This is a genomic window from Paenibacillus sp. MBLB1832, assembly GCF_032271945.1.
GTDB lineage: Bacteria > Bacillota > Bacilli > Paenibacillales > NBRC-103111 > Paenibacillus_E > Paenibacillus_E roseopurpureus.
This window is the reverse complement of the sequence record NZ_CP130319.1, coordinates 4,490,185-4,515,504: the sequence shown is the minus strand read 5'-3', so window position 1 is coordinate 4,515,504 and position 25,320 is coordinate 4,490,185. Positions and strand designations below refer to the sequence as shown.

Here is a 25,320-nt window from a genome sequence, read left to right as displayed (position 1 = left end):
AGGATCTCCTGACGGTTATACATCCCCTTACAAAAATCTTCGATGATGCTTCTTCCCATCAAAACTAAACAGCACCGGCTTATCTTCCACCATCGTATGCATATGGATCGATTTGCCCCACAGCTTGTAGATGTAGGGGAGCGTGCGCTCCACATATTTCAAATCCAGCTCCACACCTTCGTACATGTGCTTCAAGTACAATTCCCCGTTCCGCTGGTAGTCACCATCCTCGATCACGATATAAGGGAATCCACCGTTAACACGGGAGTAAATGAGCTGATCCCGCGTGTTCTCCCACGTTTTATCCGTAATTTTCCACTCTGGACCTTTCTTCTCAAATACGTACAGGTCCAATTCCTCAACCAACGGTTTGTTCAAATAGTTGCGGATAAAGGACGTGTCGGATTCGTACTCGCGGACCTCGAATATTTTCTTCCTGCCTTGCCCAGGCGTGCGGCCGTGTCGGCGAATTTCCTCTTCCGTCGGGGAATCCCACCGCTTTTCGATGTCTTCGAATATTTTGACTCCGAGATAGTAGGGATTCAAGGAATGCCGCGACGGCACGACGACGGAGGAGTTCAGCTTAGAGTACTCAATCGTCTCTTCCTCGGTCAAATCCATTTCCCGCAGAATATGTTGATGCCAGTATGAAGCCCAGCCTTCGTTCATGATTTTCGTTTCCATTTGCGGCCAGAAATAAAGCATCTCATCCCGCAGCATGGTCAAAATATCCCGTTGCCAGTTCTCCAAGTAAGGAGCATGCTCTTCGATAAAAAGGAGAATGTCCTTCTCCGGCTTCGGCGGGAATCGCTTCGCTTCTTCTTTTTCCTGTGCGGTGGCAGGTTTGTTTCTACTGTCTAGGTCCCATAAATCCTCGTAGCCATACGTTGCTCCCGTCGGAGACGAAGGCGAAGATGCCCTGTTCATTTCTTGACGTTTACGGGTTTGGCGGTATGACAAGGTCAAGACAGGGTCAATATGCTCTTGAATCGCCAGCACTGCATCAATGAATTGCTCCACCTCGTCGATGCCATGTTCGATTTCGTATTGGCGAATGCGCTCAGCGGTGGCTGACATGCTCTCGACCATGTTGCGGTTCGTTTTGGCGAAACGCGCGTTGTTCTTGAAGAAGTCGCAATGCGCCAGCACGTGCGCCACAATCAGTTTATTTTGAATGAGTGAATTGCCGTCGAGAAGAAACGCGTAGCAGGGGTCCGAATTGATGACCAGCTCATAAATTTTGCTCAATCCGAAGTCGTACTGTGTTTTCATACGATGAAAATTCTTACCGAAACTCCAGTGACTGTAGCGCGTTGGCATCCCATAGGCACCGAACGTGTAGATGATTTCTGCTGGACAGATTTCATATCGCATCGGATAAAAGTCGAGCCCAAAGCCCTTCGCTATCTCCGTAATTTCATCGATCGCATACTCCAGCTGCTGGATGTAGGATTTGCTCACTGTGCAGGCACTCCTTCCTTTTTGGTAAAAAAGGTTTTCAAAGCTTTATACACTTCACCTTTTTCACGGATGACATAGTGTAGAAATTTGGGGTTATTAATATGTCGGAAGGCTGACATCAAGGTTGAGCTGCGATTGTATTGATTGACTTCACCGTATCCAAACATGTTTGAACGCTCCATCAACTGCGTAATCAGCTTCACACAGCGTTCGTTATCAGAGGTTAAATTATCGCCATCGGAGAAATGGAACGGATAAATATTGAATTGCGACGGCGGGTAGCGCTTATCGATAATGTCTATGGCGGTTTGGTAAGCGGACGAGCAGATCGTTCCACCGCTTTCACCTTTCGTGAAGAACTCTTCCTCGGTAACCTCCTTGGCCTCTGTATGATGGGCGATGAACACAATTTCCACATTCTCATATTTCGTGCGCAGGAAGCGGGTCATCCAGAAGAAGAAGGAGCGGGCTATGTACTTCTCAAAGGAGCCCATGGACCCCGAGGTATCCATCATGGCGATAATCAGCGCATTGGAATGCGGCTTCTCGACTTCTTCCCACGTCTTAAAACGAAGATCATCGGGTGAAATGTGATGGATGCCAGGCGAGCTGGAGCGTGAGTTGCGCCGCATATTTTCAAGAATCGTCCGCTTCTTGTCAATGTTGGACATGATCCCCTTTTTACGAATATCGTTGAAGATGACTTCCGTTGTCGTCATATTTTTCTTTTCTTTTTGAAGCAAATTCGGCAGTTCCAGCTCTGAAAATAACATCGCCTGCAGCTCTTCCATGCTCACTTCCGCTTCGTAATAGTCCTCGCCGGCTTGATCGCCTGCGCCTTCACCCTTTCCTGGCCCTTGCGCGGGCTGCGGATCCGTCCCTAAGACATCGCCAACTTGCGAGTCACCGTCTCCTTGACCCACATGCTTGCCTTTGTTGAAGTTGTAGCGGAAGCGGTATTCATCGAGGCTTTTTATCGGCACCTTGACGACTTGTTTTCCATTTGACATGACAATGCTTTCGTCCGTAACGAGATCGGGGAGGTTCTGCTTGATGGCCTCTTTGACCTTTTCTTGATGCCTGTTTTGATCTTGGTATCCTTTGCGATGCAGCGACCAATCCTCTTTGGAAACGATAAATAACGGCTCTGTCATGGGGACACCTCCTTGGCGTTTATGGTAAGCGGGACGCGATTCAGACATAAGGAAATAAGGCTTGTTACTAAATATATTCAGGAGGCGGGTGGATATGAAGTTGGCGGCCCAATTTTTATCATCCCAAAAAATCACAACCGGCCTTTCCAGTATTTCTATGACTGCCTGATTTCCCGCGATTGTATAGGGAACTGGGGCAGTTTTTTTATTACAGATCAGGCTTGGCAATACTAGGAAGGATGTATACAATAGAACAGAAGCGGCCAACTGGATAGAACAGAACAACTGCTTTTTGTACATAGTTCCTGGGTAGCAATTAATCTGATGTGATATAGGTGACACATGTGGAATTTTAGAGTAGCCAGTCGTACGAAATGGACAGCGCTTGCAAGCCTATTGATACTCATTTCCGCAGCAGGCGGCGTTTTAGCGTACTTTGGTCTGTACCGAGACAGTGATGGCGGATTCACCCTGCACACGCGATCGATGTATCAGCCGGATGTCGTTGTCATAGGTACAGAGCTCGAAGGCATGTATTTGGCGCAAAAGGCGAAAAAGGAAGGACTCGACGTTCTGATTCTCGAGACGAAGGGGAAGCTGGGCGGGCAGCTGATTCAAGGTGAAATGCTTTATCTCGACGGCACATATGATGATGAAGGAAAACCGCTCATGCAAGGCGGCATGAAGGAGCTGTTCGACCAATATACGAAAGGTTCCATTCGCAAAAAGGCGCAGTTCGCTCATTATTTCCACGGACTTATTGAAGGCATACCGATAGAGAAAAATGTGATCCTTAGCGATGTGCAAGTGTCGGATGGCAAGGTTGTTTCTTTTACTTATGCCAATGAGAGCGGCGAGAAGCGGAAGGTGGAGCCTTCCTATGTCGTCGATAATTCCGAAGACGCAGCGCTCATCCGCCAATTAGGTGTACAGCCGCTTCCTGGCTTGGAATCGCTCTATGGGGGCAAGGATCGGGAATATATGAGCGGCACCTACATGATGAAACTCAAAGGTATCGATTGGGATACATTTTCTAAGCATTTCTGGTCTTTGGATCTAAATGAACGGGCACATCTCTACGGTCCTGAGAGCTATATGGATGCCCATATTGCCTATGGATTTCCGCCGATCGTCGCTGCCTATTCATTGCATAACAAGTCTGAACTTAATTTGCGCGGATTGAACATTCTAAATCAAGGCGATGGGGAAATCATTATTAATGCCCTGCAGGTGTACGGCATCGATCCGAGTCGTCAGGAGACCATTACGAAGGGGCTGCAAGAGGCCAAGGAGGAAATGCCTTACATTCTTGAACATCTCCGCCAGAATCTGAAAGGCTTCGAACATGCGGAATTAAATGGCGAGCCTAACGATTTATATGTACGTGAATACAACCACTATCCGACGGACTACGTCCTGCAAGTATCCGATTTAATGAGCGGTCGGATGTTCTGGGATAACGTTTCCATCGGCGGTTATTTTCTTGATATTCAAGGCTCTCGTTCCAATCGAGAGGGGCTGGCTATCGGACGCCCGGATAAGTACGGAATTCCACTACGCAGTTACTTGCTGAAGGATTATGAGAACGTCGTCACCACAGGAAAATTGGTTGGAGCGACCGCCATTGCCTATGGCAGCGCGAGAATTCAACCGAATGGGGCCATGGCTGGGGAGTCGATTGGTGTCTTGATGGGTGAGCTGCGAGGCCGAAGTCTGAAATCGACAACAGCCGAGGAGATGGCGAAGCTTCATCATCGGATGGAAGTTAAATATCACATTAAGCTGTCTAACCAAACTGCGAACAATAAGATCGAACACCTTTCGGAGGCAGAGAAGTCAGAGCTTGATCGTGGAATTATTACGTTATTAAAAGGAAATACGGTTGCACATCATCTGCCGTTCATACATATCAATGTCGAAGGTCGTGCCCTTGCGTTTAAGGGGATTAAGCCCATTGCCATAGGGGGCATTCCGTGGGTGCCGATTCGTCAAACGTTCGAATTGCTCGGTTATGAAGATGCCCAGTACGATGAGGTGAATAAGCTCATTCAGTATTCCGCACAAGGGAAAAAAGGGAACATACCGACGTCCAATGTCAAGGTGTTGAACAATTTTGAGCTGGTAAGCCTGGAGGAGCTTGGACATGCTTTAGGCTTCCGCTGGGCGTGGAATGATGCGCGAGATGAAGTAAGCATCACACGCCTGTAAGAACCTGCCCACACCATATCAGCCTGCATGCAATAGTCTAAGTCTATATGACTTAGAGGAGGTGCATGTCATCATGGTGAAACCGATTAAGCAACGTGTATTTGCCATTCGCAAGGTGGCGAAAGTGATGCTGCCGTTTTATCGGAAAATAGCAAGCAATCGTTCCTTCTCGCTACAGTGGGCCAAAGCGGTTCGAGAAGCGGACGTTGCGCAGATGAATCAATTACTCCGCTCTGCTATCGGCGCTGAGCCGATCTCTTCACTTGCATCAAACGGTGTGGGGTGGTTTGTTGATTTTCCGCTGCCGAAACCGCTGTTAGTCATTACGAACGGGACGACGATTCGTCCTGGGCAAGTTCAATTTACGTTCAGCGCGGTGATCAATCGAGCTATCTCACAGGCTGTCATCCCATTTTATCGGGAAATCCAATGTAACCCAAGGTACGCCGCGCTAATCGTAAAGGCAATTAATACGAAGAATGAGGCATTGTTGAATCATTTGGTGCGAAGCACGATTACGAGTCGTCGTTTAGTTTCCGTTCATATCGATTTCTCGGGTGTGTTCCTTGGATTTAAATATCCGTGGAGTAAGTTCGTGTATTTGAACGAAATTTTCCGCGAACTGGTGATGTAGGGGCATTGTCTAACCCGCGTACATGGTGGCGTTGCCATAAATTTCTTCCTTCGCCTCTAATCAACAGGATGCATTTCGTAGTATAATGTTCCTATTGATCAATGGAGGCACATATATGACATTAATTAAATCTTTACAAGCACCCGATGAATTTACGGGGTTTTACCTCATTAAAGAATTGGAAGTTAAACAGACGAACACAACGCCTGCAAAGGATTTCATGGATATCGTACTCTGCGATGCTAGCGGTCAAGTATCCGCGAAAATGTGGGATGTGAGCACCGCGGATAAGGAAACCTTTTTCCCAATGACCTTGGTCAAGGTCCAGGGACTTGTCCAGATGTATCGGGAACGCTTGCAAGTGAAGATCGGCAAGATCCGCAAAGCCAAGCCAGAGGATGGCGTTCAAATGACGGATTTTATCCGTTCTGCTCCAATTAGTCCTGCTGATCTAATTCATACCATTCAGAACGTCCTGGCTAGTATTACGAATGCCGATATTCGCTCGATCGTTTCCTTCTGTGTTGCCAAAGTCGGGGATAAACTGGATCACTATCCAGCGGCCAAGACGCATCACCACGCGTATTTCGCAGGGCTTGCCTATCATATCGTGCGCATGTTGGAGATTGGCGAATTTATCTGCAAGCAGCGTCCTTTCCTGAATGCGGACCTGATTAAAGCTGGCATTATTTTGCATGATATTGCCAAGCCAGAGGAAATGATTGCGCAGCTCGGCATTGTTTCTGACTATAGCGTGCAAGGGAAGCTGCTGGGTCACATCTCCATGGCTTCGAATTGGATTACAGAAGCCGCCATCCATCTCGGATTGGATCTTCAATCCGATCTCGTTCTTGGCTTGCAGCATATTGTGCTCTCACACCACAACTTGCCAGAGTGGGGAAGCCCTGTGCTGCCGCAACTGCCTGAAGCCGTAGCACTGCATTACATCGACTCGATGGATGCCAAGCTGCAAATGGTCGAGGATACCTTGCTGATCACACCAGAATCCGAGCCATGGACACCGATGATCCGCGGGTTGGAAAATAAAGCGATGTACCGCCTGAATATATAAGCCTGTAAAACGCCTGCTGACATCATCAGCCAGGCGTTTATTTTCATTTACATATTGTTTACCTTACAAAGCAGGAAAGCTTTGCAACCTTGTCGAATTATAAAAAAAATATTAAAAATGTAAAGGATTCACTCGCAACTAGGGGAAGGTGAATGCATGCAACTTATGCAACTTATCTATCAATTTCGCTGGAAAATATGGCTAATTGCCATTTTCAGTTTTTTAATAATGGACAATCATGCATTCGCGCAGCAGTCTGAAGAAATGAAAGCGATTCCAAGTTGGGATATGATGTGGGGCCAGCCTGGGGATCGCATTGAAGATTTAATCTTTTCCCCTGCCAGTGGTAAATGGATGACTTTCACAAGCAACGATGAGATGCTGGATAAACCGGCCGATATCACGACGGCATGGATTCGTATAAAACTACCAATGCAAATTCCGAAAGATTCGGGGCTGTATATCGATGATATGTACACGCAGCAGGCATCGATTTATATCGGTGATCGACTCGTAAGGAATGTCAAATTTGATTTCCCTTACGATGAGCAAAGAACTCTGCTCCCATTAAGTACCGAAGATGCAGGGAATTTCGTTTATCTTAAACTCCAAACCTCGATGGAGAGACTGGGGATTCATTCCGAGATACGCTTAGATCACTATGCCGAACTTACACGTGCTTTCATCTTCCGAGATTTACAGAATATTATTCTTGGGTGCGCGTTTCTGTTCATTTCTGTCATTATGCTCATTTGTTCTTTCTTTCTTAAACAAGTGCAGCGTTCTACATGGATTTCCCTGTGCTTGATTATCTTAACGCTAGGTATGATTTTCCTCACCTATTCACCGTTTTTATACGCGAATTTCACTCAATTTGGGAGCATTTTCGTTGATCTATTCGATGTATCATTAGCTGTTTTTTTACCATCACTCACGTACTTTTATGAGAAAGTATTCGATAATGGCCATTTCAAATGGATACGAAATTTCCGTAAATTTCAGATGGTATACTCGTCGATCTCTATTATTTTTATGTTGTTTAATCAATTGAATCATTACCGGTTTGTTCAACCCTATTTGTTCTTTACGGTTACCATCCTAGGAATCATTATGATTTTCCAATTTATCGTGATCATAGTATTATCGATTCTTTTCGTTATTCGTGGTAATAAGGAAGCTGTTATTTTCTCCTATGGATTCGGAAGTTTTGCTTTGATGGGGGTGTTCGACCTCATTCTATATTTCGCGAACAATCAAAAGTATCAGTTTTTCTTATGGAAAATTGGCGTTGTTGGCTTCATCATTGCGCTTATCGTGATTCTGGGCCGACGTTTTGCGATTAATCAAGAGCAAATGTCGAATTATTCGAAGGAGCTTGAATTCTACAACCATCAGCTTCAGCTAAGCGAGAAAATGGAAATGATCAGCTCCTTGGCGGCTTCGGTTGCGCATGAAGTAAGAAATCCTTTGCAAGTTACACGCGGGTTTCTGCAGTTAGTTGCGGCAAGAACGGACGACAAAAATAAAGAGTACATGGGCATTGCCATCGAAGAGCTGGATCGGGCATCGGTGATTATCACAGATTTCTTGACGTTTGCGAAGCCCCAGCTTGATGAGCTTGTCTCCTTGAATGTCAGTAAGGAAATCAGTCAAATCGAAGGCATTATTATGCCGCTGGCTACGCTGAATGGCGGTCATATCTATGTCAGCATTCCAACGGATTTGCATATCCTTGGCAATTCGTCCAAGCTCAAGCAAGTCCTGATTAACATTATTAAAAATAGCATCGAAGCGTTCCAGGTCGATGGTCAAATTCATATCTGGGCCTATGAGAAGAATGAGGAAGTGTTCATCCATATTAAGGATAATGGCGAAGGTATCGAGCCGTTGCAGTTAGCGAGATTGGGTGAGCCTTACTATTCGACGAAAACAAAGGGGACGGGCCTAGGACTTATGGTTACCTTCCGATTAGTGGAAATTATGAAGGGGCAAATCGAGTTTAAGAGCCAGAAGTTCGTAGGGACAGAGGTTATTATGAAGTTTCCATTGTTTACCGAAAAATGAGTTAAAAAAGGGTGCTCTGCTGAATCAGCAGAACACCTTTTTTTTATACTACCAAACGCATTCGACCCCGTCTGAAGCTACTAATACTTTGGCAGGATTTGTAGGAATAACAAGCACGAATTCCGTTGATGTTTCTTCAACCGCTTTTACCTTAATGTCATCAGGAAGTGTAATGTTAAATGCTTGTTTGAGCGCTGCTTTAGGATTTGCTAGAAGCTGGTTCTTGAAGGCTTCGTCTTCCCAAGCTTTTTGAATAATTTGTGCTTTTACGCTTTCATTTGTTGACATTAGAATCACTCCTGATCAATTGGGTATTTTTTCCTACATTTCAAAGTATATCATATTAAATTGTACTAATCTATCACTTTTTCTCAGAATTAGACAAAAAGTAATAGAACCCGCCAAAAACAAGTGTCGATCTTTTCCCTTTTATTTCCTGAGCAACACGATGAATGTTTTGTACCAGGGAATCATGGAAAGCTTCTAGCTGATGCATCGGGATCGGCAGCCTTTGTAAGCGATCATGGTGGCTGTTGCCAATCTCGCCATAGACCGCAAGAAAGTCACACACATATAACTGTTGATTTACGATATCAGGCGTTAGTTCGCTAATGGAAGCCAATTGCAGATGCTTTCGCATGGAAGCTAGCAAGCAATTATAGGATCCTTCTGCGATATCCTCTTCCCAATCCGCCCAATCGTCGAGCATTTGCAGGGTCACCAGTGACTGTTCAACAGCTTCGGTGACGACTGGTATAAGATGCGCTTGATTCGTAAGAAGCAGCGCGCCTGTGCTGGCATTTTTGACTGGACTCGCTTTCCGAGCAATTTGCAGACGATCTTCGTGGAAGTAATCAGATTGCTGTTCATTCGTGACGCTTCGGGACCATTCTGTGACATAAGTCTCATAGTAGTCCCAGAAAGACGAATCCGCAGGGAATAACTCGCGGTAAATAGCCAGGAAGCGCATATGAAATAAATTGGCTAGCGGCAGCTTGCTCGTGTGTTCACCTTTGGACGAGTCCATAATGTCATCTTGAATAAAATAATAGAGCATGACAAATACATTTGCTAGTGACAGCTTATTGAATGTTGCTGGGGGGAGCTCGCAAATATCTTCCATCCAATAGGGAAGGAGATAGCAGATATAGTTTTTGGAGCTGCTTTCATCATTCGCATCGAACTTGGCCAAGTAGGCGAGGCCAAGTTGATTCATGGGAGATGGGAACTGGCGAATCAGTTCTTTGGCTTCATCAAAAATGAGGTGTAACTTGGGTTCATGTGCTTGTAACCAGTTCAACGTTCTTCAATCCCTCTCTGTAGGAAGTTGCTTTCATATTTAAGCTGTTTGCGGGAAATCATTGGGTGTAATTCCATTATACTTCTTAAACAACCTATAGAAATAGGAATCGTTGGTAAATCCTGTTTTTTCTGCAATTTCTGCAACGGAAAGAGACGTGCTCAGAAGCAAAGATTTGGATTTTCTCATCCGAACATCTTGGATAACATCGGTTATGGCCACCATCGTGTGCTGTTTATACAATCGACTGATATAAATGGAGGACATGGCGAGCTCATCGGCAATGGAATTGAGCGATAGATTTTGATTCGCATAATCCCGATCAATAATATCATTCATCTTTTTAATGAGATCTACATGCTTCGAGCTTCGCTTCTCATCCAGCTTTTTCTGGAGCTTTTGGAACACGTCGATGAATTGCGCGTTGATCTCATCCATCGTTTCGACATGCGTCAAGGAAGCTACTGCAGCATCCAAGTAGAGCGGGAACGCCAAAGCGTTGTTTTTACCACAATAGAAAGTATAAGTTTTCGCTTATCGAAAACGTCTTGCTATTTGGCGATAAAACCCACCTCTAAACGCGGTCGCTCATCCTTGAATGGCCTCGATAGAGGTTTTCTCATTAATCGTCGTCAGCACATTATTGACCGTAAGCGTCAAGTGAGAGATGGCTAAATGGACGACGGTATAGGGATAGAGAGCGGTTTCACGGACGATATCTAAATAGATGCTTTCAGCTTCCTCGGAGTCGCCAGTCATTAGGCAATCTACCAGCTGTTTCTCTTTTTGCGATGGAAATTTATATTCTTTCGTGCGGTATGCGATGATCTCCTCCGACCAAATGATACAGCCATGGCCGCGACACAATCGATGATAGGATGCTTCCAGCAGCTGTTGGTAAAGCTGGCTGCATTGTGTGGACTCCTCTTGAAACGGGCTAATCGTCATAGAGACGGACAGCTTAATGAATGATCTAATTGAAGCTTGCATGGTGTTCAGCAGCTCAATGAAAGCAGGTTGATCCCAGGTGTAATCCTTGTCTTTCGCGGAAAGCAGCAAAATAATATGATCGTCACCCATATCAATTGCTTATGCGTGGAAGGAGGCATTGCTAATCTCCGTGCAAATATTCATAATCGCATAGCGTAATAAGGTAAGCTGGTCCTTGTAGATGCGAAGACTTTCTTCGTAAATAAGCTGGCTTTGAAAGATTTGAATGCAACCGTCAAATTCAATTTTACAACATGGACAGATTGGGATCAAAAATATAAAATCGATGGCAAAATATACACAGTCCCAGCCACGTACAAAGAGTATGTAACGACTGGCTTCATCTCGCGGGAAGATCTCAGAGAGAAGTACAATTTGCCCAAACCGGATTCACTTGCGAATTTTGAAGCGTACCTCGCAGGTATTAAGAAAAATGTTCCAGACATGGTGCCGTTAGCGGCAAACAGTGACGTGAAAGGCAGCCTCTCGGATCAATACAAAAACTTGACGATCCATCCAGCAGGCGCACTACCTTACGGCATTCAAATTCCGTATAAAAATCCGACCGAAGTGACGTCATACTGGGGCTCTCCAGAACACCTGAATGAGCTGAAAACAATGAAAAAGTGGCAGGATGAGGGCGCCCCCTTGGTGTGGCGCTCTTTCGCATCTCAATAAGGTTCTCTCATTGACATCAACCCGATTCCTTGGTTAAATTGGAAGCAAATCGATTGTTCACAATATGACGAATGGAAAGGAAACGGCCATGAGTAGTAACGAATTTTTGAAACTGGAGAATCAGTTGTGCTTCAGCTTATATGCGAGCTCACGTGCAATTACGCGTATGTATCGTCCTTTTCTGGAGGAGCTAGGCCTCACCTACCCGCAATATCTCGTGCTGCTTGTTCTCTGGGATCAAAAGGAAAGCACGGTGAAGGAGCTCAGTGAGAAGCTCGATCTGGACTCGGGTACATTGACGCCTATGCTTAAACGCATGGAAACGCAGCAGTTGCTCGTGCGGAAACGTTCGCTGGAGGATGAGCGCGTAGTGTTAATTCATATTACGGAGATGGGGCTCGCCCTTTATGAGAAGGCGCTCTGTATCCCGCAGACGTTATTCGCGTCCAGTGGTTTATCTCCCGAAGAAATCGCGAATTTCAATGCGCAATTGAAGCGTATCATTTCAAGCGTGAATGCCTTTACATAAGCCCAAATAAAGGAATTCACCTACGAATACGAATCGAGGCTTTCCAATGAATTATTTTGTATTTATTCTCGTTAACAACATCGTTCCGATCAGTATTATGATCGCCATTGGCGTGGCGATGTACCGCGCCTTTCGTATCGATATTCGTACATTGTCGAAGCTGAATTTCTACGTATTTTCGCCCGCTTTAGTGTTCGTGAAGCTCTATGAATCGGAAATGAGCCTTTCCGTTCTGATGCAGGTCTTACTCTTTTTTGTTATTTTCTTTAGCTTGCTGTTCGCCATGATCGAAGTCATCATTCGCATTCAGAAGCTGAAGCGCGGGATGCGTATCGCTATGCGCAATAGCGTCATCTTTTATAATAGCGCGAATTATGCGCTGCCGTTGAATCAAACCGTGTTTGGTGGCAATGCGTATACGTTATCCATTCAAATCGTGATCATGATTATGCAAACGCTCATTCCGAATACGTACGGCATTTATACCCTGAATGCCCACAAGGCTTCCTGGAAAGCTACGCTGAAAACGATTCTTTCACTTCCCGTCATTTATGTAATTCCAATAGCCTTATTGATGCGTTATTGGAATTTGCCGATTCCAACGTCGATTCATTTGCCGTTAACGTATATCTCCAACGCTTTCATGGCGACGGCTTTGCTCACGTTGGGTGTGCAGCTTGGCGCGATGAAATGGGAGTTTCACTTCTCCAATGTGCTCTTATCGAATTTGCTTCGATTAGCCATCGGACCGTTGCTCGGATTCTTCGTCGTGTGGCTGCTAGGCATTGAAGGATTAACCGCGCAAGCTTTGGTTCTTTCTTGTGCGGTTCCGACCTCGCTAAGCAGCGTACTTCTGGCAATCGAATATGAAAATGAGGCGGAATTCTCCTCACAAGCGGTATTTGCTTCGACATTATTCAGCTTATTTACGATACCGATTGTCATCTATCTGTTGGATTTTATTTGAAGATTTGTGGGAATGAATATCATTAGCAGGATTCTCGACAATTTTCGGCGAATGGGTACGTATACCTAAACTTATCCAATTCAAGGGGGATTTTGAACGATGCGTTATCAATTTTGCCAGTACGTCACGATCGTGGATATGAATGATGAAATCTTATCTGAAGTGTTGTTCGAGCATGGGGAATATGAGGCCAATGCTGTGAATATCGGTTCATCCGTTGTGATTCATCAGCTAGGTTTGCGTCAATTCGATGTTGTGTATGATAAGCGTGAAGGCAAAACAATCCGCTATAAAGTGATGGATATTGAAGTGAATTTAATTGAGCAACCGACCGTTACTCGCGTGTTCTTGGAGCCTGTTCGTTTAATTGTGGGGCAACATGATATTGGTGAAGTTGAGTAAATGTCAGTCGGTCTTTGAAAGGAATTACGCAGAATGATGAAATTATTTGTGTTACTCGGAAGTTTAAATGCGTTTCTATCCGTTGCGCTGGGCGCATTCGGAGCTCACTACTTGAAGACGAGAATTCCGGATAAAATCGACGTTTTCCAAACAGGTGTTCATTATCACATGATTCACGCTGTGGCCTTGCTTGCGATCGCGTTGCTTTCGGACAAGCTGGGCAATACGTCCATGGTCAACGCGTCAGGATGGGCGATTTTCATTGGTATTATTTTGTTCTCAGGCAGCCTATATGCGCTAAGTTTAACAGGAATCAAGGTCTTTGGACCTATCACACCGCTGGGTGGATTGAGCTTTCTAGTCGGTTGGGTCCTGCTTGCGATTGCTGCGCTCAAATAATAATCCCGAAAAGAGACAGAGAAATCTGGCTCTTTTTTCTATTTTGTGGCGTCTTAGCAGGAAATGGCGCATAGTTTGTAGAAGTTAGTCAATGATTGGTAACTTAAGTTGAGCGGGATGGACTAGGCAAGGAGGCCACAGAGTGAGAAATAGGCTCTATATAGGTGTGTATGTGGTAGTAGCCATATTCGTCATTCTTTTCATAAAATCATATGCGGCGTGGATTTGCTTAGTAGGGGGCCTCTTTCTTCTCTATTTTCTGCGTGGAAGAAAAGCGCCGCCTTTACAGGGGAGTTCAAGGGAATTACCCCGCGATCACGCCTATCTAAGTGTGCTGGATTCGTTGTTTGAGCACAATCCGAATGCGATTGGCATCTGTGACGATGCAGGCAATTTCATTCGAATGAATCAAATGGCGGAGTTCATGTTGGGTTATGCCGTCTCAGAGCTGATGCATCGCTCCTTCCTGAGCATCGTGATCGAGGAGCAGCTGGAACGTACGCAGAGTCAATTGATGGAGAGCAGCCAGGGCATGCCCTTCACGTTCGAAACGTCGGTTTATCATCAGCGCGGCTATCGTGTCGATTTGCATGTGACAGCAGTGCCTGTTGAAATTCATCGGAGTGCAAAGGGGCATATTCTGATCTGTCAGGATATCACAGAACGCAAACGCGGCGACGAGCAAGTCCGCTATATGGCGTATTACGATGATATGACGGGCTTGCCGAACCGACGGTTGTTCAAAGACAACTTGAACGAGCGTCTGCGTCAGTTGAAGTCGGATGGCAATAAAATCGCCGTATTCTACTTGGATATTGACCGCTTCAAGCTGGTGAACGATAGTTTCGGCCACGACTATGGCAATATGCTGCTCTTACAACTAGCGGAGCGTTTCACGCGATGCCTGACCAAAGAGGACTTCTTAGCCCGGACAGAAGGCGATGAATTTGCATTTTTCTACTCCAATGTGGAGGATGCTAACGATGTGATGACCGTGATCGCGGAAATTAATCGCGTGCTGGAAAAGCCGTTCCTGCTTGAGCAATATGAGCTGCATGTCACCGCAAGCATTGGGGTTGCGATCTCATCCGAAGATTCGGACGATGCGGATGCACTCATGAAATATGCGGACATTGCGCTGGCAAAAGCCAAAGAAAAAGGAAGAAACGACTTCCAAATGTTCAATGCCGACATGAAGTCCACATCGATTAACAGGCTGAAGCTGGAGAACGAGTTGCGCCGCGCGCTAGCGAATGAAGAGTTCGTGCTCTATTATCAGCCTCAAGTTGAGATTGAGTCAGGACGTATTGTCGGCGTGGAAGCATTAATTCGTTGGATTCACCCAGAGAGAGGGCTAGTTTCGCCGAATCATTTCATTCCGTTTGCGGAAGAGAGCGGCCTCATCGTCCCGATTGGCGAATGGGTGCTGCGTTCAGCCTGCAAGCAGAATAAAGCTTGGCAAAACCAAGGATATGAGCCGATTCCAATCTCGGTCAACTTATCGATGCGTCAGTTTTTCCAACACAATTTGAAGGGGAAAATCAGTCATGTGCTAGAGCAGACAGGGCTGGAACCGCAGTATCTAGAGCTGGAAATTACGGAAAGCATGACGATGGATGTCGACCATGCGATTCAATCTTTGCTCGAACTCAAAGAGCTTGGCGTGAACGTCAGCATTGATGATTTCGGGACAGGCTACAGCTCGCTCTATTACTTAAAAAAATTCCCGATTGATAAATTGAAAATTGATCGTTCCTTTGTACGAGATATTATGGTGGATCCGAATGATGCCGCGATTGTTGCGACAATTATCGCGATGACACACCATTTGAACTTGAAAGTCATAGCGGAAGGTGTAGAGAACGAAGATCAATTGAACTTCCTCTATCAGAATCGCTGCAATGAGGTTCAGGGTTACTGGTATAGTCCTCCTGTGGATGGCAACGAATTGGAGTACATGCTTAATCATGGGATTCCTGTCGCGTCCATTGCAGCTGCAGGTGAATAGAAGAAGGTACCTTTGCGATTAGGCAAAGGTACCTTTTTTCAATCCGTAGCAACGAAATCCTCGATCTCGTTTAGTTTAAATAAATACACTTTCTTCTCGTCTACATGGTAGACGGTGACATTTTGAGAACTCGTATCGAAATTCAAGATGCGGCAAGGCAGGCTTAATTTGATGCCTTGTGCTTTGATCACCGTCAGCCGAATCAAGGTGTTATTGCTCTTGAAGCTTTCTAGCTGCTCCACAATCTTATTGTTGGTTTCCGTCACGCTCGATTTTTTGGCACTTGCGTTGGAGGCTGCAGGTTTGCTCGGTGCAGGACTTGCTTCAGCCGCCTTAGTGCCAGATTTATCTGTATGTATGGAAGTTGGGCGCTCAGGTTGCTTGTTCAGCTCAATAAGCTGTCCAAGCCCCATGCCTTTAAGAATTTGATAATCTCTTACGGTATCTACGTTCAGGAGATGGAGGAGCTTCTCCATAGCAAGGCCATTGGTTGCCTCTTCAATTAAGATCTCTACGGTGAATAAATGTCCATTCTTAGGACTCTGATTTGAATTCCGCTGACTCATATGGCCTCCTTACAGCACAAAAATTGCTCATAACTTAAATATATCACGATATCATAACCAAAAGTAGCGTCCTTTTCACAACAAACTGGAAAATTACACAGAAACTTTACAACGTTTTCACACCGTACTAGCCGCGGGCGCATATACTACCGTAAGACTGCGAAGAGGAGCTGTGCAGAGCATGATGCGCGTAGAACCCATTCTTCTTGAAGGACATACAGCAATCGCGATAGAGGTCAAATTGCCGAAAACGACCTTGCTTGTGGTGACGACGGATAAAGGCTATATTATGTGCGGTGCCCTCGATGTGGCGCTGCTCAATGAACGTTTAAGCGACCGGAATATCGTGGCGGCGCGAGCGACAGGAGTTCGTACGATTGAAGAACTGCTGGAAGCACCGCTTGAATCAGTTACGTATACAGCGGAAGATCTCGGTATTGTGGCTGGCATGACAGGCCGCGACGCGATATTGAAGATGATGTGACAAAGCATACAGCATAAGCTTAAAACGCTTGGGTCTCAAGGACCTGAGCGTTTTTTCGTTGTCTTTAGGAACAAGTTGCGCTAACAATGTTGTGCATATAAATAAAAAATACACATTTCCTCCAATTTCCTAGGATAATTATGAAAGTGACGGTTGTCATTTTATTGACCAAGTGTTAATATATGAGTCGTCCATTACATAGAACGGGGGAAATGAAATGAAAAAATTAATGATTTCTGTTGTAGCAGCAGCTTTAGTTTTTACAATGGCAGGTTGTGGTTCCAAAGACAGCGGTGGTTCCAAAGTTAAATTTGCAACAGATGCAGCTTATGCACCGATGGAATATATGGATAAAGACAAGGTGACAGGTTTTGATATCGACTTCCTTGCAGAAGTAATGAAAGAAGCGGGTCTTTCTTACAATGTAACAAACACAGGCTGGGATACGATGCTGACAAGTGTTCAACAAGGGAAAGAATATCAAGCGGGCATTTCCAGTGTTTCCATTACTGATGAGCGTAAACAAACATATGACTATTCTTCCCCATATTTTGAATCCACGAACATGATTCTTGTTAAAGAAGGCAGCCCGATCAAAAATGCAATGGATTTGAAAACGAAGAAAGTTGCCGTTCAAATATCAACAACAGCAGACACGTTGATGACGAAAATTATGGGCGCTGACAACAAATCGTTGAAACGTATGGATAACAACACACTAGCACTTTTAGAACTTGAGAACAACGGCGTTGACGCGGTAGTCGCTGATATTGCTATCGTTCGCGAATACGTTAAAAATAATCCAAACAAAAAATTCGTTTCGATCGCTGACCCAACGAATTTTGAGTCAGAGTACTACGGTATCCTGCTTCCTAAAGGCAGTGACCTTAAAGCGAAGCTTGATCCTGCAATCAAAAAAGTGATTGAAAACGGCGCCTACGCGAAAGTATACAAAAAATGGTTCGGTCAAGAACCTGATACGAAAAAATTGCTCGAACAAAAATAAACGTTCAAAAGCATGCGTGATTTACCCCTGCGCATGCTTTTGTTCTGTGAGCAACACAATAGAAAGAAGAAAGGACGTGCGGAATGGATTTTCGCTGGGATATTATATTTGATTATTTGCCTTTACTGATGAAGGGAACGGCTTGGACGATCGGCATCTCGATTCTATCGATTTGTTTCGGTTCTGTTCTGGGTCTTGCCGTTGGTTTAGGCAAGATGTCGCACCGCGGCTACTTAAGATGGCCCACGAGTATGTACGTTAACTTTTTCCGCGGCACACCGTTGCTCGTTCAAATATTGCTCGTTCACTTCGGTGTCGTGCCCTTATTCTTAGGTTCAACAAACGCAATTGTAGCGTCAATTGTAGCTCTATCCTTAAATTCGGCAGGTTATATGGCCGAGATTTTCCGTGCCGGTATTCAGTCCATTGATAAAGGTCAAACCGAAGCCGCGCACTCCTTAGGCATGACGCATTTCCAAACGATGAAATCCGTTATTTTGCCGCAAGCGATTAAACGCATGATTCCGCCATTCGGCAACGAATTCATTGTACTTATCAAGGATTCTTCGCTATTCGCCATCATTGCCGCTCCAGAATTGATGTATTGGTCCAATGCGATGCGCAGCCAATATTTTAAAGTGTGGGAGCCGTATTTGACAGCTGCCTTCATCTATTTCATTCTTACCTACTCTCTTAGCAAGCTGCTTGGCTATATCGAAAGGAGAGTATAACGATGACGGCTATGATTGAAGTTAGAAATTTGAAAAAAGCCTTTGGTGATAACGTCGTTCTTCGTGACATAAGCACGGATATTCAGCATCAAGAAGTGCTAGTTGTGATTGGGCCATCCGGCTCAGGGAAATCTACATTTCTTCGTTGTTTGAACCTGTTAGAGGAGCCTAATGGCGGTTCGATTAAGATTGAAGGTCGCAACCTCATGGATCCGACGAACAAAATTAATGAGATTCGCATGGATTTGGGTATGGTGTTCCAGCGGTTTCACTTATTTCCGCATATGAAAGTCATCGATAATATTATGCTGGCTCCGATGCAAGTACGGAAATGGCCTGAAGAGAAGGCGCGAAAGAAAGCGCTGGAGCTTCTTGCCAAAGTAGGCCTTGCGGATAAAGCCAATGCGCTGCCAGACTCCTTATCTGGCGGTCAGGCGCAGCGTGTTGCGATTGCTCGCGCTTTAGCCATGGAGCCGAAGATTATGCTGTTCGACGAGCCGACGTCTGCGCTTGACCCTGAAATGGTCGGTGAGGTACTTGCGGTTATGAAGCAATTGGCCAAAGAGGGCATGACGATGGTCGTGGTGACGCATGAGATGGGCTTTGCTCGTGAAGTCGGCGATCGCGTCATGTTCATGGAGCAGGGTGTCATTGTGGAAGAGGGTACGCCTGGGCAGATTTTTGAGCATCCAACCCAGGAACGCACGAAGTCGTTCTTGTCAAAGGTATTATAAGGAATACAAGAAGAGAGTCGCTTGATGCGGCTCTCTTTTCTTTTTTCTATGAATAATTCGTCCTGGAAAAAAATCAGGTATTGACTTCATACATAATTTACCATTAAACTTATATCATACTATTCCAATTGGAATTATAAAATATCCTAGGAGGCAGGCTCATGTCCGATTTTAAACGCAAGCACTTACCGGAAACATTAGCGATTCATGCAGGTCAACAGGTTGATCCTACGACCAAATCGCGGGCAGTCCCTATTTACCAAACAACGTCTTACGTGTTTAACGATACTGATCATGCGGCTAACTTATTTGCACTCAAGGAATTTGGCAACATTTATACCCGGATTATGAACCCGACGACAGATGTCTTCGAGCAGCGCATTGCAGCATTGGAAGGAGCGCCAGCTGCACTAGCCGTAGCATCGGGGCAAGCCGCGATTACTTTCTCTATTTTGAACATTGCCGAGGTTGGTGACGAGATCGTTTCCGCATCCGCCTTGTACGGTGGAACTTATAACTTATTTGCGAATACATTGCCCAAGCTGGGGATCTCCGTGAAATTCGTTGATGCGAGCAACCCTGACAACTTCCGTGGTGCGATTACGGAGAAAACGAAAGCGATCTATGCCGAATCCATCGGAAATCCTAAAGGCGATGTCCTGGACATCGAGGCTGTCGCGGCGATTGCTCATGAGCATGGCATTCCGCTAATTGTTGATAATACGTTCCCGAGTCCTTATTTGCTGAGACCGATTGAGCATGGGGCTGATATTGTTGTTCACTCGGCAACCAAGTTTATCGGCGGACATGGTACGACGATTGGCGGTGTCATCGTAGATGGCGGGAAGTTCGACTGGGCAGCAAGCGGCAAGTTTCCTGGTTTGACAGAGCCAGACCCGAGCTATAACGGATTTAAATACACGCAAGCCGTTGGTCCTATTGCTTATATTATTAAAGCACGTGTGCAATTATTGCGAGATTTGGGGGCATCTCTATCCCCGAACAGCTCTTTCCTTTTACTACAAGGGTTAGAAACACTGCACCTGCGTCTGGAGCGTCATAGCTCAAACGCCTTACAGGTGGCCAAATATCTCGAATCTCACCCGTCCGTAGAATGGGTTAGCTATGCGGGTCTAGAAAGTCACCCTTCCTATGCACTAGCTCAGAAATACTTGCCAAAAGGTCAAGGCGCGATTTTGAGCTTCGGCATTAAAGGCGGCGTAGATGCTGGTAAGAAACTGATTCATGCCGTCGAGCTCTTCTCCCATTTGGCGAATGTGGGCGATTCCAAATCGTTAATTATTCATCCTGCAAGTACGACACATTCGCAATTGAATGAAGCAGAGCAAGCTTCAGCGGGTGTGACTCCTGGTCTTATTCGATTATCGGTTGGAACTGAAGCGATTGAAGATATTATTTATGATTTGGAGCAAGCGATTGCGGCGAGTCAGAAGTAAACGAAACTTGAAAGCATGACGTGTACCGAATAAAATATGAGAAGGCTGCGATTTAGGAGCTCAACCTAATGCAGCCTTTTTTGGTTGAAACTTTTTCATGGAGATCACAGTCTATAGTATTGTTAAACGCTTTTACACATCAAGGAGGCATGACGACTAGAAATGAAAGTCCAAATGAAAGCCAAATCGTACGTATCCATCGCCATCCTCATGGCGTTATTCCTTGTGGCTGGTTGCGGAAATAAGAGTGAAGTGACGCCTAGCAACTCACCTTCACCAACCGCGACGGTTACTGCATCACCCTCACCGATTGTAAACGGAGGCATTACGCCAGAGGCAACGCCAACGACTCCAGCTGCGGTGACATCGAAGCCTTCAGCTAGCCCATCAGCTTCTCCTGCGGCAAGCACGACGCCAGCTAAAAATGGCGCCATTCAGGTGGTTGCCAAGCCGGAAAGTATTACCGTGCTTGTGAATAAGATGAACTCATTGCCATCGAGCTATGAGCCGACGGATCTTGTCTATCCCAATATTGCCTTCACCTTTACAGAAAAAATTGAAAAGCGTAAAATGCGCCAAGTCGCGGCCACCGCGATTGAAAAGCTTTTCGCTGGTGCATCGAAAGATGGCATTCAATTAGCAGGAGTTTCAGCTTATCGTTCGTATGCTACACAGAAAGCTGTCTTCCAAAGCTATGTGAAGAAGGACGGCGAAGAGAAAGCCAAAACGTACAGCGCAGTTCCAGGAACCAGCGAACATGAAACAGGTCTTGCGATCGACGTAACAGGAAGTAACGGCAAGTGTGCGGCAGAGGATTGCTTCGGAGGAACGAAGGAAGCCTTATGGTTAGAGAAACACGCGGCAGAGTACGGTTTTATTGTTCGCTACCCACAAGGGAAAGCAGCGATTACAGGCTATCAATATGAGCCGTGGCATTTGCGATATGTAGGCCTCGATGTGGCGAAAGAAATCCAATCGAAGAACTTAACGCTGGAAGAGTATTACCAGACGGTTCCAGTCGCGAAGTAATGCAAATACCCCCACAAGGACTACACACGATGTAGCCTTTGTGCGGGTATTTCGTTCACCAGCCTCGTTGATAAGGCTGGGGTGGCGCAAGCTCAACACGTAAGTCGCGAGCGGCTGTTCTAGCCCAATAGGGGTCCCGCAGCAGGACCCTGCCCAAGAAAATGAGATCCGCACGGTCGCTCTGAAGGATCTCTTCGGCTTGCTGCGGTTCTGTGATGAGTCCAACCGCCCCGACGGGAATATGCGCTTTCGTGCGAATTTCTTCAGCGAACGGCACCTGATAGCCTGGGAACGTAGTGGGCACAATCGGCGCATTGCCGCCAGAGCTGACGTCTATTAGATGAACACCGAGTTCCTTCAGTTTCGTGGCGATGTAGACATGATCCTCGGGTGTAAGACCACCTTCCGCATACTCATGGGCCGAAATACGAACAAACAATGGACCCTGCCACCTTGTTTGAATCGCTTCAACCGTTTCTCGCAAGAAACGGAAACGTCCCTCTTGGTCACCGCCGTACGCATCTTGGCGATGATTGGAGAGTGGCGATAGGAACTCATTAATGAGGTAGCCGTGCGCCGCATGAATTTCAATGACATCGAATCCGGCTCTCTTTGCGCGCTCCGTTGCATCGGCGAAGGCCTGAATCGTGTCTTGTATATCCGTAAGCGTAGCTTCCTCTGGCGTTTTGAACGAATCAGAGAAGGGGATAGGGGATGGTGCGATGCTCGGTGTGTCGAGCACAGATTTTCTGCCTGCATGGGCCAACTGAATGCCCGCATGTGCACCGTGACCATGAAGAGAGTCCACAACACGTTTCAAACCTTCGATATGTGTATCGTCCCAGATGCCAAGATCGCGTGCAGAGATACGTCCTCGCGCCGTGACTGCTGTTGCTTCTAGTATAATTAGCCCTACTTGGCCAACAGCCCGGGTCGCGTAGTGAACGTGATGCCAGTCTTTGATTTCACCTGAATCGTCAGAAGCATACATGCACATGGGCGACATGACGATGCGATTTTTGAGGGTTAGGCCAGCTAGCGTGTAGGGTGTAAATAACATCAGAGATCAGCTCCTTACGCGGAAAAATTAATAATAATTATTCAATTGTATACTATTCGTATTGGAATTAACAACTTTAGATGCGTACTCGTTGAAAATACTTGACGAACCCGTCTATCCATCTTAATGTTTGAATAGGAGAATCTATTCGTTGATGTCGTAATTTTGCACCTCCATGTGTCGCTAATTCGAAATTTAATAGCCTCCAATGCCATGTTACAATGAAGCCAAGTCACTTATTTGGAGGTCATTTACGATGAAAGTAGCTATGCTAAGTTTTTGGCACGTACATGCAAAGGATTATGCGAAAGAGGTAAACGAGCATCCAGATACGGAGATTGTTGCGATCTGGGACGAGATTGCTGAACGAGGGCAGGAAGAAGCCGAGAAACGCGGCGTAACGTTCTACTCCAGCTTAGATGAGCTTTTGGCAAATCCAGACATTGAAGCGGTTGTCGTTGATACACCGACTAATATGCATCGAGATGTAATGGTCGCTGCTGCGCAAGCAGGTAAACATATTTTTACAGAGAAAGTCATTGCGCCTACACTTCGTGAAGTGAACGAGATCCTGGCTGCCGTCGAGGAAGCTGGCGTCACGTTGACGGTTTCTTTACCTAGATTAAACTCCCCATCTACACTAGCGATTCAAGAAATTGTTGAGAAAGAGCTGTTAGGGCAAGTTACCCTTGTACGTACGCGGCTTTCCCATAATGGCGGTATCTCTACGACAGCGAATCCGAATGGATGGTTGCCGCAGCATTTCTACAATGCAGAACAATGCGGCGGCGGTGCGCTGATTGACCTGGGTTGTCACCCGATGTATCTGAATCGTCTACTGCTTGGTTTACCAGTTGCTGTAAGCGCTTCGTACGGGTATGTAACGGGCAGAGAAGTCGAAGATAATGCTGTTTCCTTGCTTCAATATGAGAACGGAGCGCTTGGCATTGTAGAAGCGGGCTTCGTGAATGCATTCTCGCCTTTCGTGATTGAAGTTCATGGCACTGCAGGGAGTGTCCTATTCTCCGATCATGATGGCCGCGTTTTGTTTAGAACGAATAAAGAGGAAGGGGCCTCAGGCCAATGGATCCCTTACGCATCCCTGCCTGAGGCAAGGCCGACAGCCTTCCAACAATGGGTATCCCACATTCAGAATGGAACGAAAGCGACTGAAAATATTCAACTAGCAGTAGACTTAACGAAGTTAATGGAAGCATCGAATCGATCGGTTGCCAGCAAAGCTCAAGTTCGATTGGATTCCTTAGCCAACTAAGTCATCTTGCTGGAAAGGAAGCGGTGTTCAGCCCTATGAGTCAACCCTTTTACTTCGAACCGATGCTGGAAAATCCGATGGCCTTAGATCGCCTAGATATAAGCTTTCGTTGGGGGGCATATGGACTTCGAGTATTGCGCTGTCACCTGACTTCCTTTCCCGCAGGAGCTGTCATTGATTATCATCAGCATTCCGAGTATGAAATACATTATATCCCTTATGGCAAAGGGAGAGTCATTCTGGACGGGATCACACATCCGCTGCATGAAGGGCTGCTTTATGTCACCGCGCCAGGTGTGATTCATCGCCAAGAAGCCGACGAGCAGGAAGCGATGGGCGAGCTTTGTTTACATGTCGATATCGTGAAACTAGCCCAAGAGTCGTCAACTACCCCTATGACCTGTAGTTGGGGGGAGCAAGCGGAAATCGCAGAGGCCGAAGCGTGCCTCGGACAATTGGACGGTTTGCCGCATATTCCAGCGGTAGATCGGCATGACGCGATGAAATGTTTTCTGGTCGCTTATGAAGCGTGGCGGAACAATCAACTGGGTCAATACACAACGATCAAACAATCCATCGTCCAAATGCTGCTGCGCACAGTGAGCGCGTATCGCCCTGATCAGCAGGGAGTCCATTTGCCCGCGCGTGATATGAAAAGCTATCGCTATCAGCTGGCGATTCAATTCATCGCGGATAATTTCCGCCGTCCCCTCACGCTAGAGGGCGTCGCGGAGCGTATCCAGATTAGCTCGAGGCAGCTGCAGCGCATATTCAAAGAGCAGGCCAACGTCTCGTTCAGCGACTACCTGGAACAAGTTCGTCTCAAGTTTGTATGCAGCGAGCTAAAACAGACGACGCTCACCTTGGAGAAAATCGCCGAACGAAGCGGGTTTACGTCCAGCAATTATTTGCACTATGTATTCAAAAAAGCACACGGCACAACCCCTAACGCTTACCGCGAGGGCAGGGTGCTCCAGCACCAATAAACAAAGAGCTGTTCGGAAGTAGAATTTCTACTTTCGGACAGCTCTTTTTAACTTTCCCCAACCGAGCCCCCGCCGGTCCGTTCAGCAAGCTAACTGGATAAATCCAGTTATTACGAGGGTTATTCTCC

General features: G+C 46.1%; 26 protein-coding genes. 18 read left to right on the top strand and 8 right to left on the bottom strand.

The features are described 5' to 3' along the window. Positions 1–27 precede the first annotated feature (27 nt). A complete protein-coding gene (locus MJB10_RS20290; RefSeq protein WP_314797664.1) occupies positions 28–1,461 on the bottom strand; it encodes a SpoVR family protein in 1,434 nt (477 codons plus the stop codon). Beyond that, entirely contained in the window at positions 1,458–2,615 is a 1,158-nt protein-coding gene (gene yhbH / locus MJB10_RS20285; protein WP_314797663.1) for a sporulation protein YhbH, read from the bottom strand. The genes MJB10_RS20290 and yhbH overlap by 4 nt, the downstream gene beginning before the upstream one ends. Positions 2,616–2,957: 342 nt before the next feature. Here yhbH and MJB10_RS20280 point away from each other — a divergent pair, with 342 nt between their 5' ends. From MJB10_RS20280 to MJB10_RS20265, 4 genes are all read left to right on the top strand, one after another. After that, positions 2,958–4,823, top strand: a complete 1,866-nt coding sequence (locus MJB10_RS20280; RefSeq protein WP_314797661.1) for an FAD-dependent oxidoreductase — start codon at positions 2,958–2,960, stop codon at positions 4,821–4,823. Positions 4,824–4,896: 73 nt separating this feature from the next. After that, a complete protein-coding gene (locus tag MJB10_RS20275; protein WP_314797659.1) occupies positions 4,897–5,457 on the top strand; it encodes a hypothetical protein in 561 nt (186 codons plus the stop codon). Between the two features lie 115 nt (positions 5,458–5,572). Further along, positions 5,573–6,529, top strand: coding sequence for a 3'-5' exoribonuclease YhaM family protein (locus MJB10_RS20270; RefSeq protein ID WP_314797657.1), 957 nt, complete (start codon positions 5,573–5,575; stop codon positions 6,527–6,529). A 156-nt stretch (positions 6,530–6,685) separates the two neighbouring features. Next, on the top strand, positions 6,686–8,593 hold the full coding sequence (locus MJB10_RS20265; protein ID WP_314797655.1) for a HAMP domain-containing sensor histidine kinase: 1,908 nt from the start codon (positions 6,686–6,688) through the stop codon (positions 8,591–8,593). A 48-nt stretch (positions 8,594–8,641) separates the two neighbouring features. On the opposite strand, the gene MJB10_RS20260 is transcribed toward MJB10_RS20265, so the two are convergent. The 4 genes from MJB10_RS20260 to MJB10_RS20245 all read right to left on the bottom strand — a co-directional run bounded on the left by MJB10_RS20260 (position 8,642) and on the right by MJB10_RS20245 (position 10,973). Next, entirely contained in the window at positions 8,642–8,881 is a 240-nt protein-coding gene (locus MJB10_RS20260; RefSeq protein ID WP_314797653.1) for an NHLP leader peptide family RiPP precursor, read from the bottom strand. 73 nt (positions 8,882–8,954) lie between these two features. Then, complete coding sequence (locus MJB10_RS20255; RefSeq protein ID WP_314797651.1) at positions 8,955–9,893, bottom strand: hypothetical protein; 939 nt, start codon at positions 9,891–9,893, stop codon at positions 8,955–8,957. A 39-nt stretch (positions 9,894–9,932) separates the two neighbouring features. Then, positions 9,933–10,349: a helix-turn-helix transcriptional regulator gene (locus MJB10_RS20250; RefSeq protein WP_314797649.1), complete on the bottom strand. Its 417-nt coding sequence runs from the start codon at positions 10,347–10,349 to the stop codon at positions 9,933–9,935. A 132-nt stretch (positions 10,350–10,481) separates the two neighbouring features. Then, a complete protein-coding gene (locus MJB10_RS20245) occupies positions 10,482–10,973 on the bottom strand; it encodes a hypothetical protein (protein ID WP_314797647.1) in 492 nt (163 codons plus the stop codon). Between the two features lie 123 nt (positions 10,974–11,096). On the opposite strand from MJB10_RS20245, the gene MJB10_RS20240 reads away from it, so the two are divergent. The 6 genes from MJB10_RS20240 to MJB10_RS20215 all read left to right on the top strand — a co-directional run bounded on the left by MJB10_RS20240 (position 11,097) and on the right by MJB10_RS20215 (position 15,866). Continuing rightward, positions 11,097–11,561 carry a hypothetical protein gene (locus MJB10_RS20240; protein ID WP_314797645.1) on the top strand — a complete coding sequence of 155 codons (465 nt, stop codon included), beginning with the start codon at positions 11,097–11,099 and terminating at the stop codon, positions 11,559–11,561. An 88-nt stretch (positions 11,562–11,649) separates the two neighbouring features. Continuing rightward, the gene (locus MJB10_RS20235) at positions 11,650–12,090 is read left to right on the top strand and encodes a MarR family winged helix-turn-helix transcriptional regulator (RefSeq protein WP_314805780.1); all 441 of its coding nucleotides are present in this window, start codon (positions 11,650–11,652) and stop codon (positions 12,088–12,090) included. A 46-nt stretch (positions 12,091–12,136) separates the two neighbouring features. Continuing rightward, positions 12,137–13,057, top strand: coding sequence for an AEC family transporter (locus MJB10_RS20230; RefSeq protein WP_314797643.1), 921 nt, complete (start codon positions 12,137–12,139; stop codon positions 13,055–13,057). 99 nt (positions 13,058–13,156) lie between these two features. Beyond that, on the top strand, positions 13,157–13,459 hold the full coding sequence (locus tag MJB10_RS20225) for a hypothetical protein (RefSeq protein ID WP_314797641.1): 303 nt from the start codon (positions 13,157–13,159) through the stop codon (positions 13,457–13,459). Positions 13,460–13,495: 36 nt separating this feature from the next. Further along, complete coding sequence (locus MJB10_RS20220) at positions 13,496–13,858, top strand: DUF423 domain-containing protein (protein WP_314805778.1); 363 nt, start codon at positions 13,496–13,498, stop codon at positions 13,856–13,858. A 142-nt stretch (positions 13,859–14,000) separates the two neighbouring features. Beyond that, entirely contained in the window at positions 14,001–15,866 is a 1,866-nt protein-coding gene (locus MJB10_RS20215; RefSeq protein ID WP_314797639.1) for a putative bifunctional diguanylate cyclase/phosphodiesterase, read from the top strand. A gap of 38 nt (positions 15,867–15,904) precedes the next feature. Here MJB10_RS20215 and MJB10_RS20210 read toward each other — a convergent pair whose 3' ends face one another. Further along, positions 15,905–16,432, bottom strand: coding sequence for a hypothetical protein (locus MJB10_RS20210; RefSeq protein ID WP_314797638.1), 528 nt, complete (start codon positions 16,430–16,432; stop codon positions 15,905–15,907). A 181-nt stretch (positions 16,433–16,613) separates the two neighbouring features. On the opposite strand from MJB10_RS20210, the gene MJB10_RS20205 reads away from it, so the two are divergent. The 6 genes from MJB10_RS20205 to MJB10_RS20180 all read left to right on the top strand — a co-directional run bounded on the left by MJB10_RS20205 (position 16,614) and on the right by MJB10_RS20180 (position 21,873). Continuing rightward, positions 16,614–16,916 carry a YunC family protein gene (locus MJB10_RS20205; protein ID WP_314797636.1) on the top strand — a complete coding sequence of 101 codons (303 nt, stop codon included), beginning with the start codon at positions 16,614–16,616 and terminating at the stop codon, positions 16,914–16,916. A gap of 217 nt (positions 16,917–17,133) precedes the next feature. Beyond that, positions 17,134–17,922 carry a basic amino acid ABC transporter substrate-binding protein gene (locus tag MJB10_RS20200; RefSeq protein ID WP_397386547.1) on the top strand — a complete coding sequence of 263 codons (789 nt, stop codon included), beginning with the start codon at positions 17,134–17,136 and terminating at the stop codon, positions 17,920–17,922. A gap of 83 nt (positions 17,923–18,005) precedes the next feature. Then, entirely contained in the window at positions 18,006–18,653 is a 648-nt protein-coding gene (locus tag MJB10_RS20195; RefSeq protein ID WP_314797634.1) for an amino acid ABC transporter permease, read from the top strand. Positions 18,654–18,664: 11 nt separating this feature from the next. Then, on the top strand, positions 18,665–19,387 hold the full coding sequence (locus MJB10_RS20190; protein ID WP_314805772.1) for an amino acid ABC transporter ATP-binding protein: 723 nt from the start codon (positions 18,665–18,667) through the stop codon (positions 19,385–19,387). 161 nt (positions 19,388–19,548) lie between these two features. Further along, on the top strand, positions 19,549–20,844 hold the full coding sequence (locus MJB10_RS20185; RefSeq protein WP_314797632.1) for a homocysteine synthase: 1,296 nt from the start codon (positions 19,549–19,551) through the stop codon (positions 20,842–20,844). Between the two features lie 162 nt (positions 20,845–21,006). After that, on the top strand, positions 21,007–21,873 hold the full coding sequence (locus MJB10_RS20180; RefSeq protein WP_314797630.1) for a M15 family metallopeptidase: 867 nt from the start codon (positions 21,007–21,009) through the stop codon (positions 21,871–21,873). A gap of 55 nt (positions 21,874–21,928) precedes the next feature. Here the strand turns inward: MJB10_RS20180 and namA are convergent, their stop codons facing one another. Further along, on the bottom strand, positions 21,929–22,933 hold the full coding sequence (gene namA / locus MJB10_RS20175; protein ID WP_314797628.1) for an NADPH dehydrogenase NamA: 1,005 nt from the start codon (positions 22,931–22,933) through the stop codon (positions 21,929–21,931). 256 nt (positions 22,934–23,189) lie between these two features. On the opposite strand from namA, the gene MJB10_RS20170 reads away from it, so the two are divergent. Then, positions 23,190–24,206, top strand: a complete 1,017-nt coding sequence (locus tag MJB10_RS20170; RefSeq protein WP_314797626.1) for a Gfo/Idh/MocA family protein — start codon at positions 23,190–23,192, stop codon at positions 24,204–24,206. 35 nt (positions 24,207–24,241) lie between these two features. Continuing rightward, positions 24,242–25,192, top strand: coding sequence for a helix-turn-helix domain-containing protein (locus MJB10_RS20165; protein ID WP_314797623.1), 951 nt, complete (start codon positions 24,242–24,244; stop codon positions 25,190–25,192). Positions 25,193–25,320: the final 128 nt, after the last annotated feature.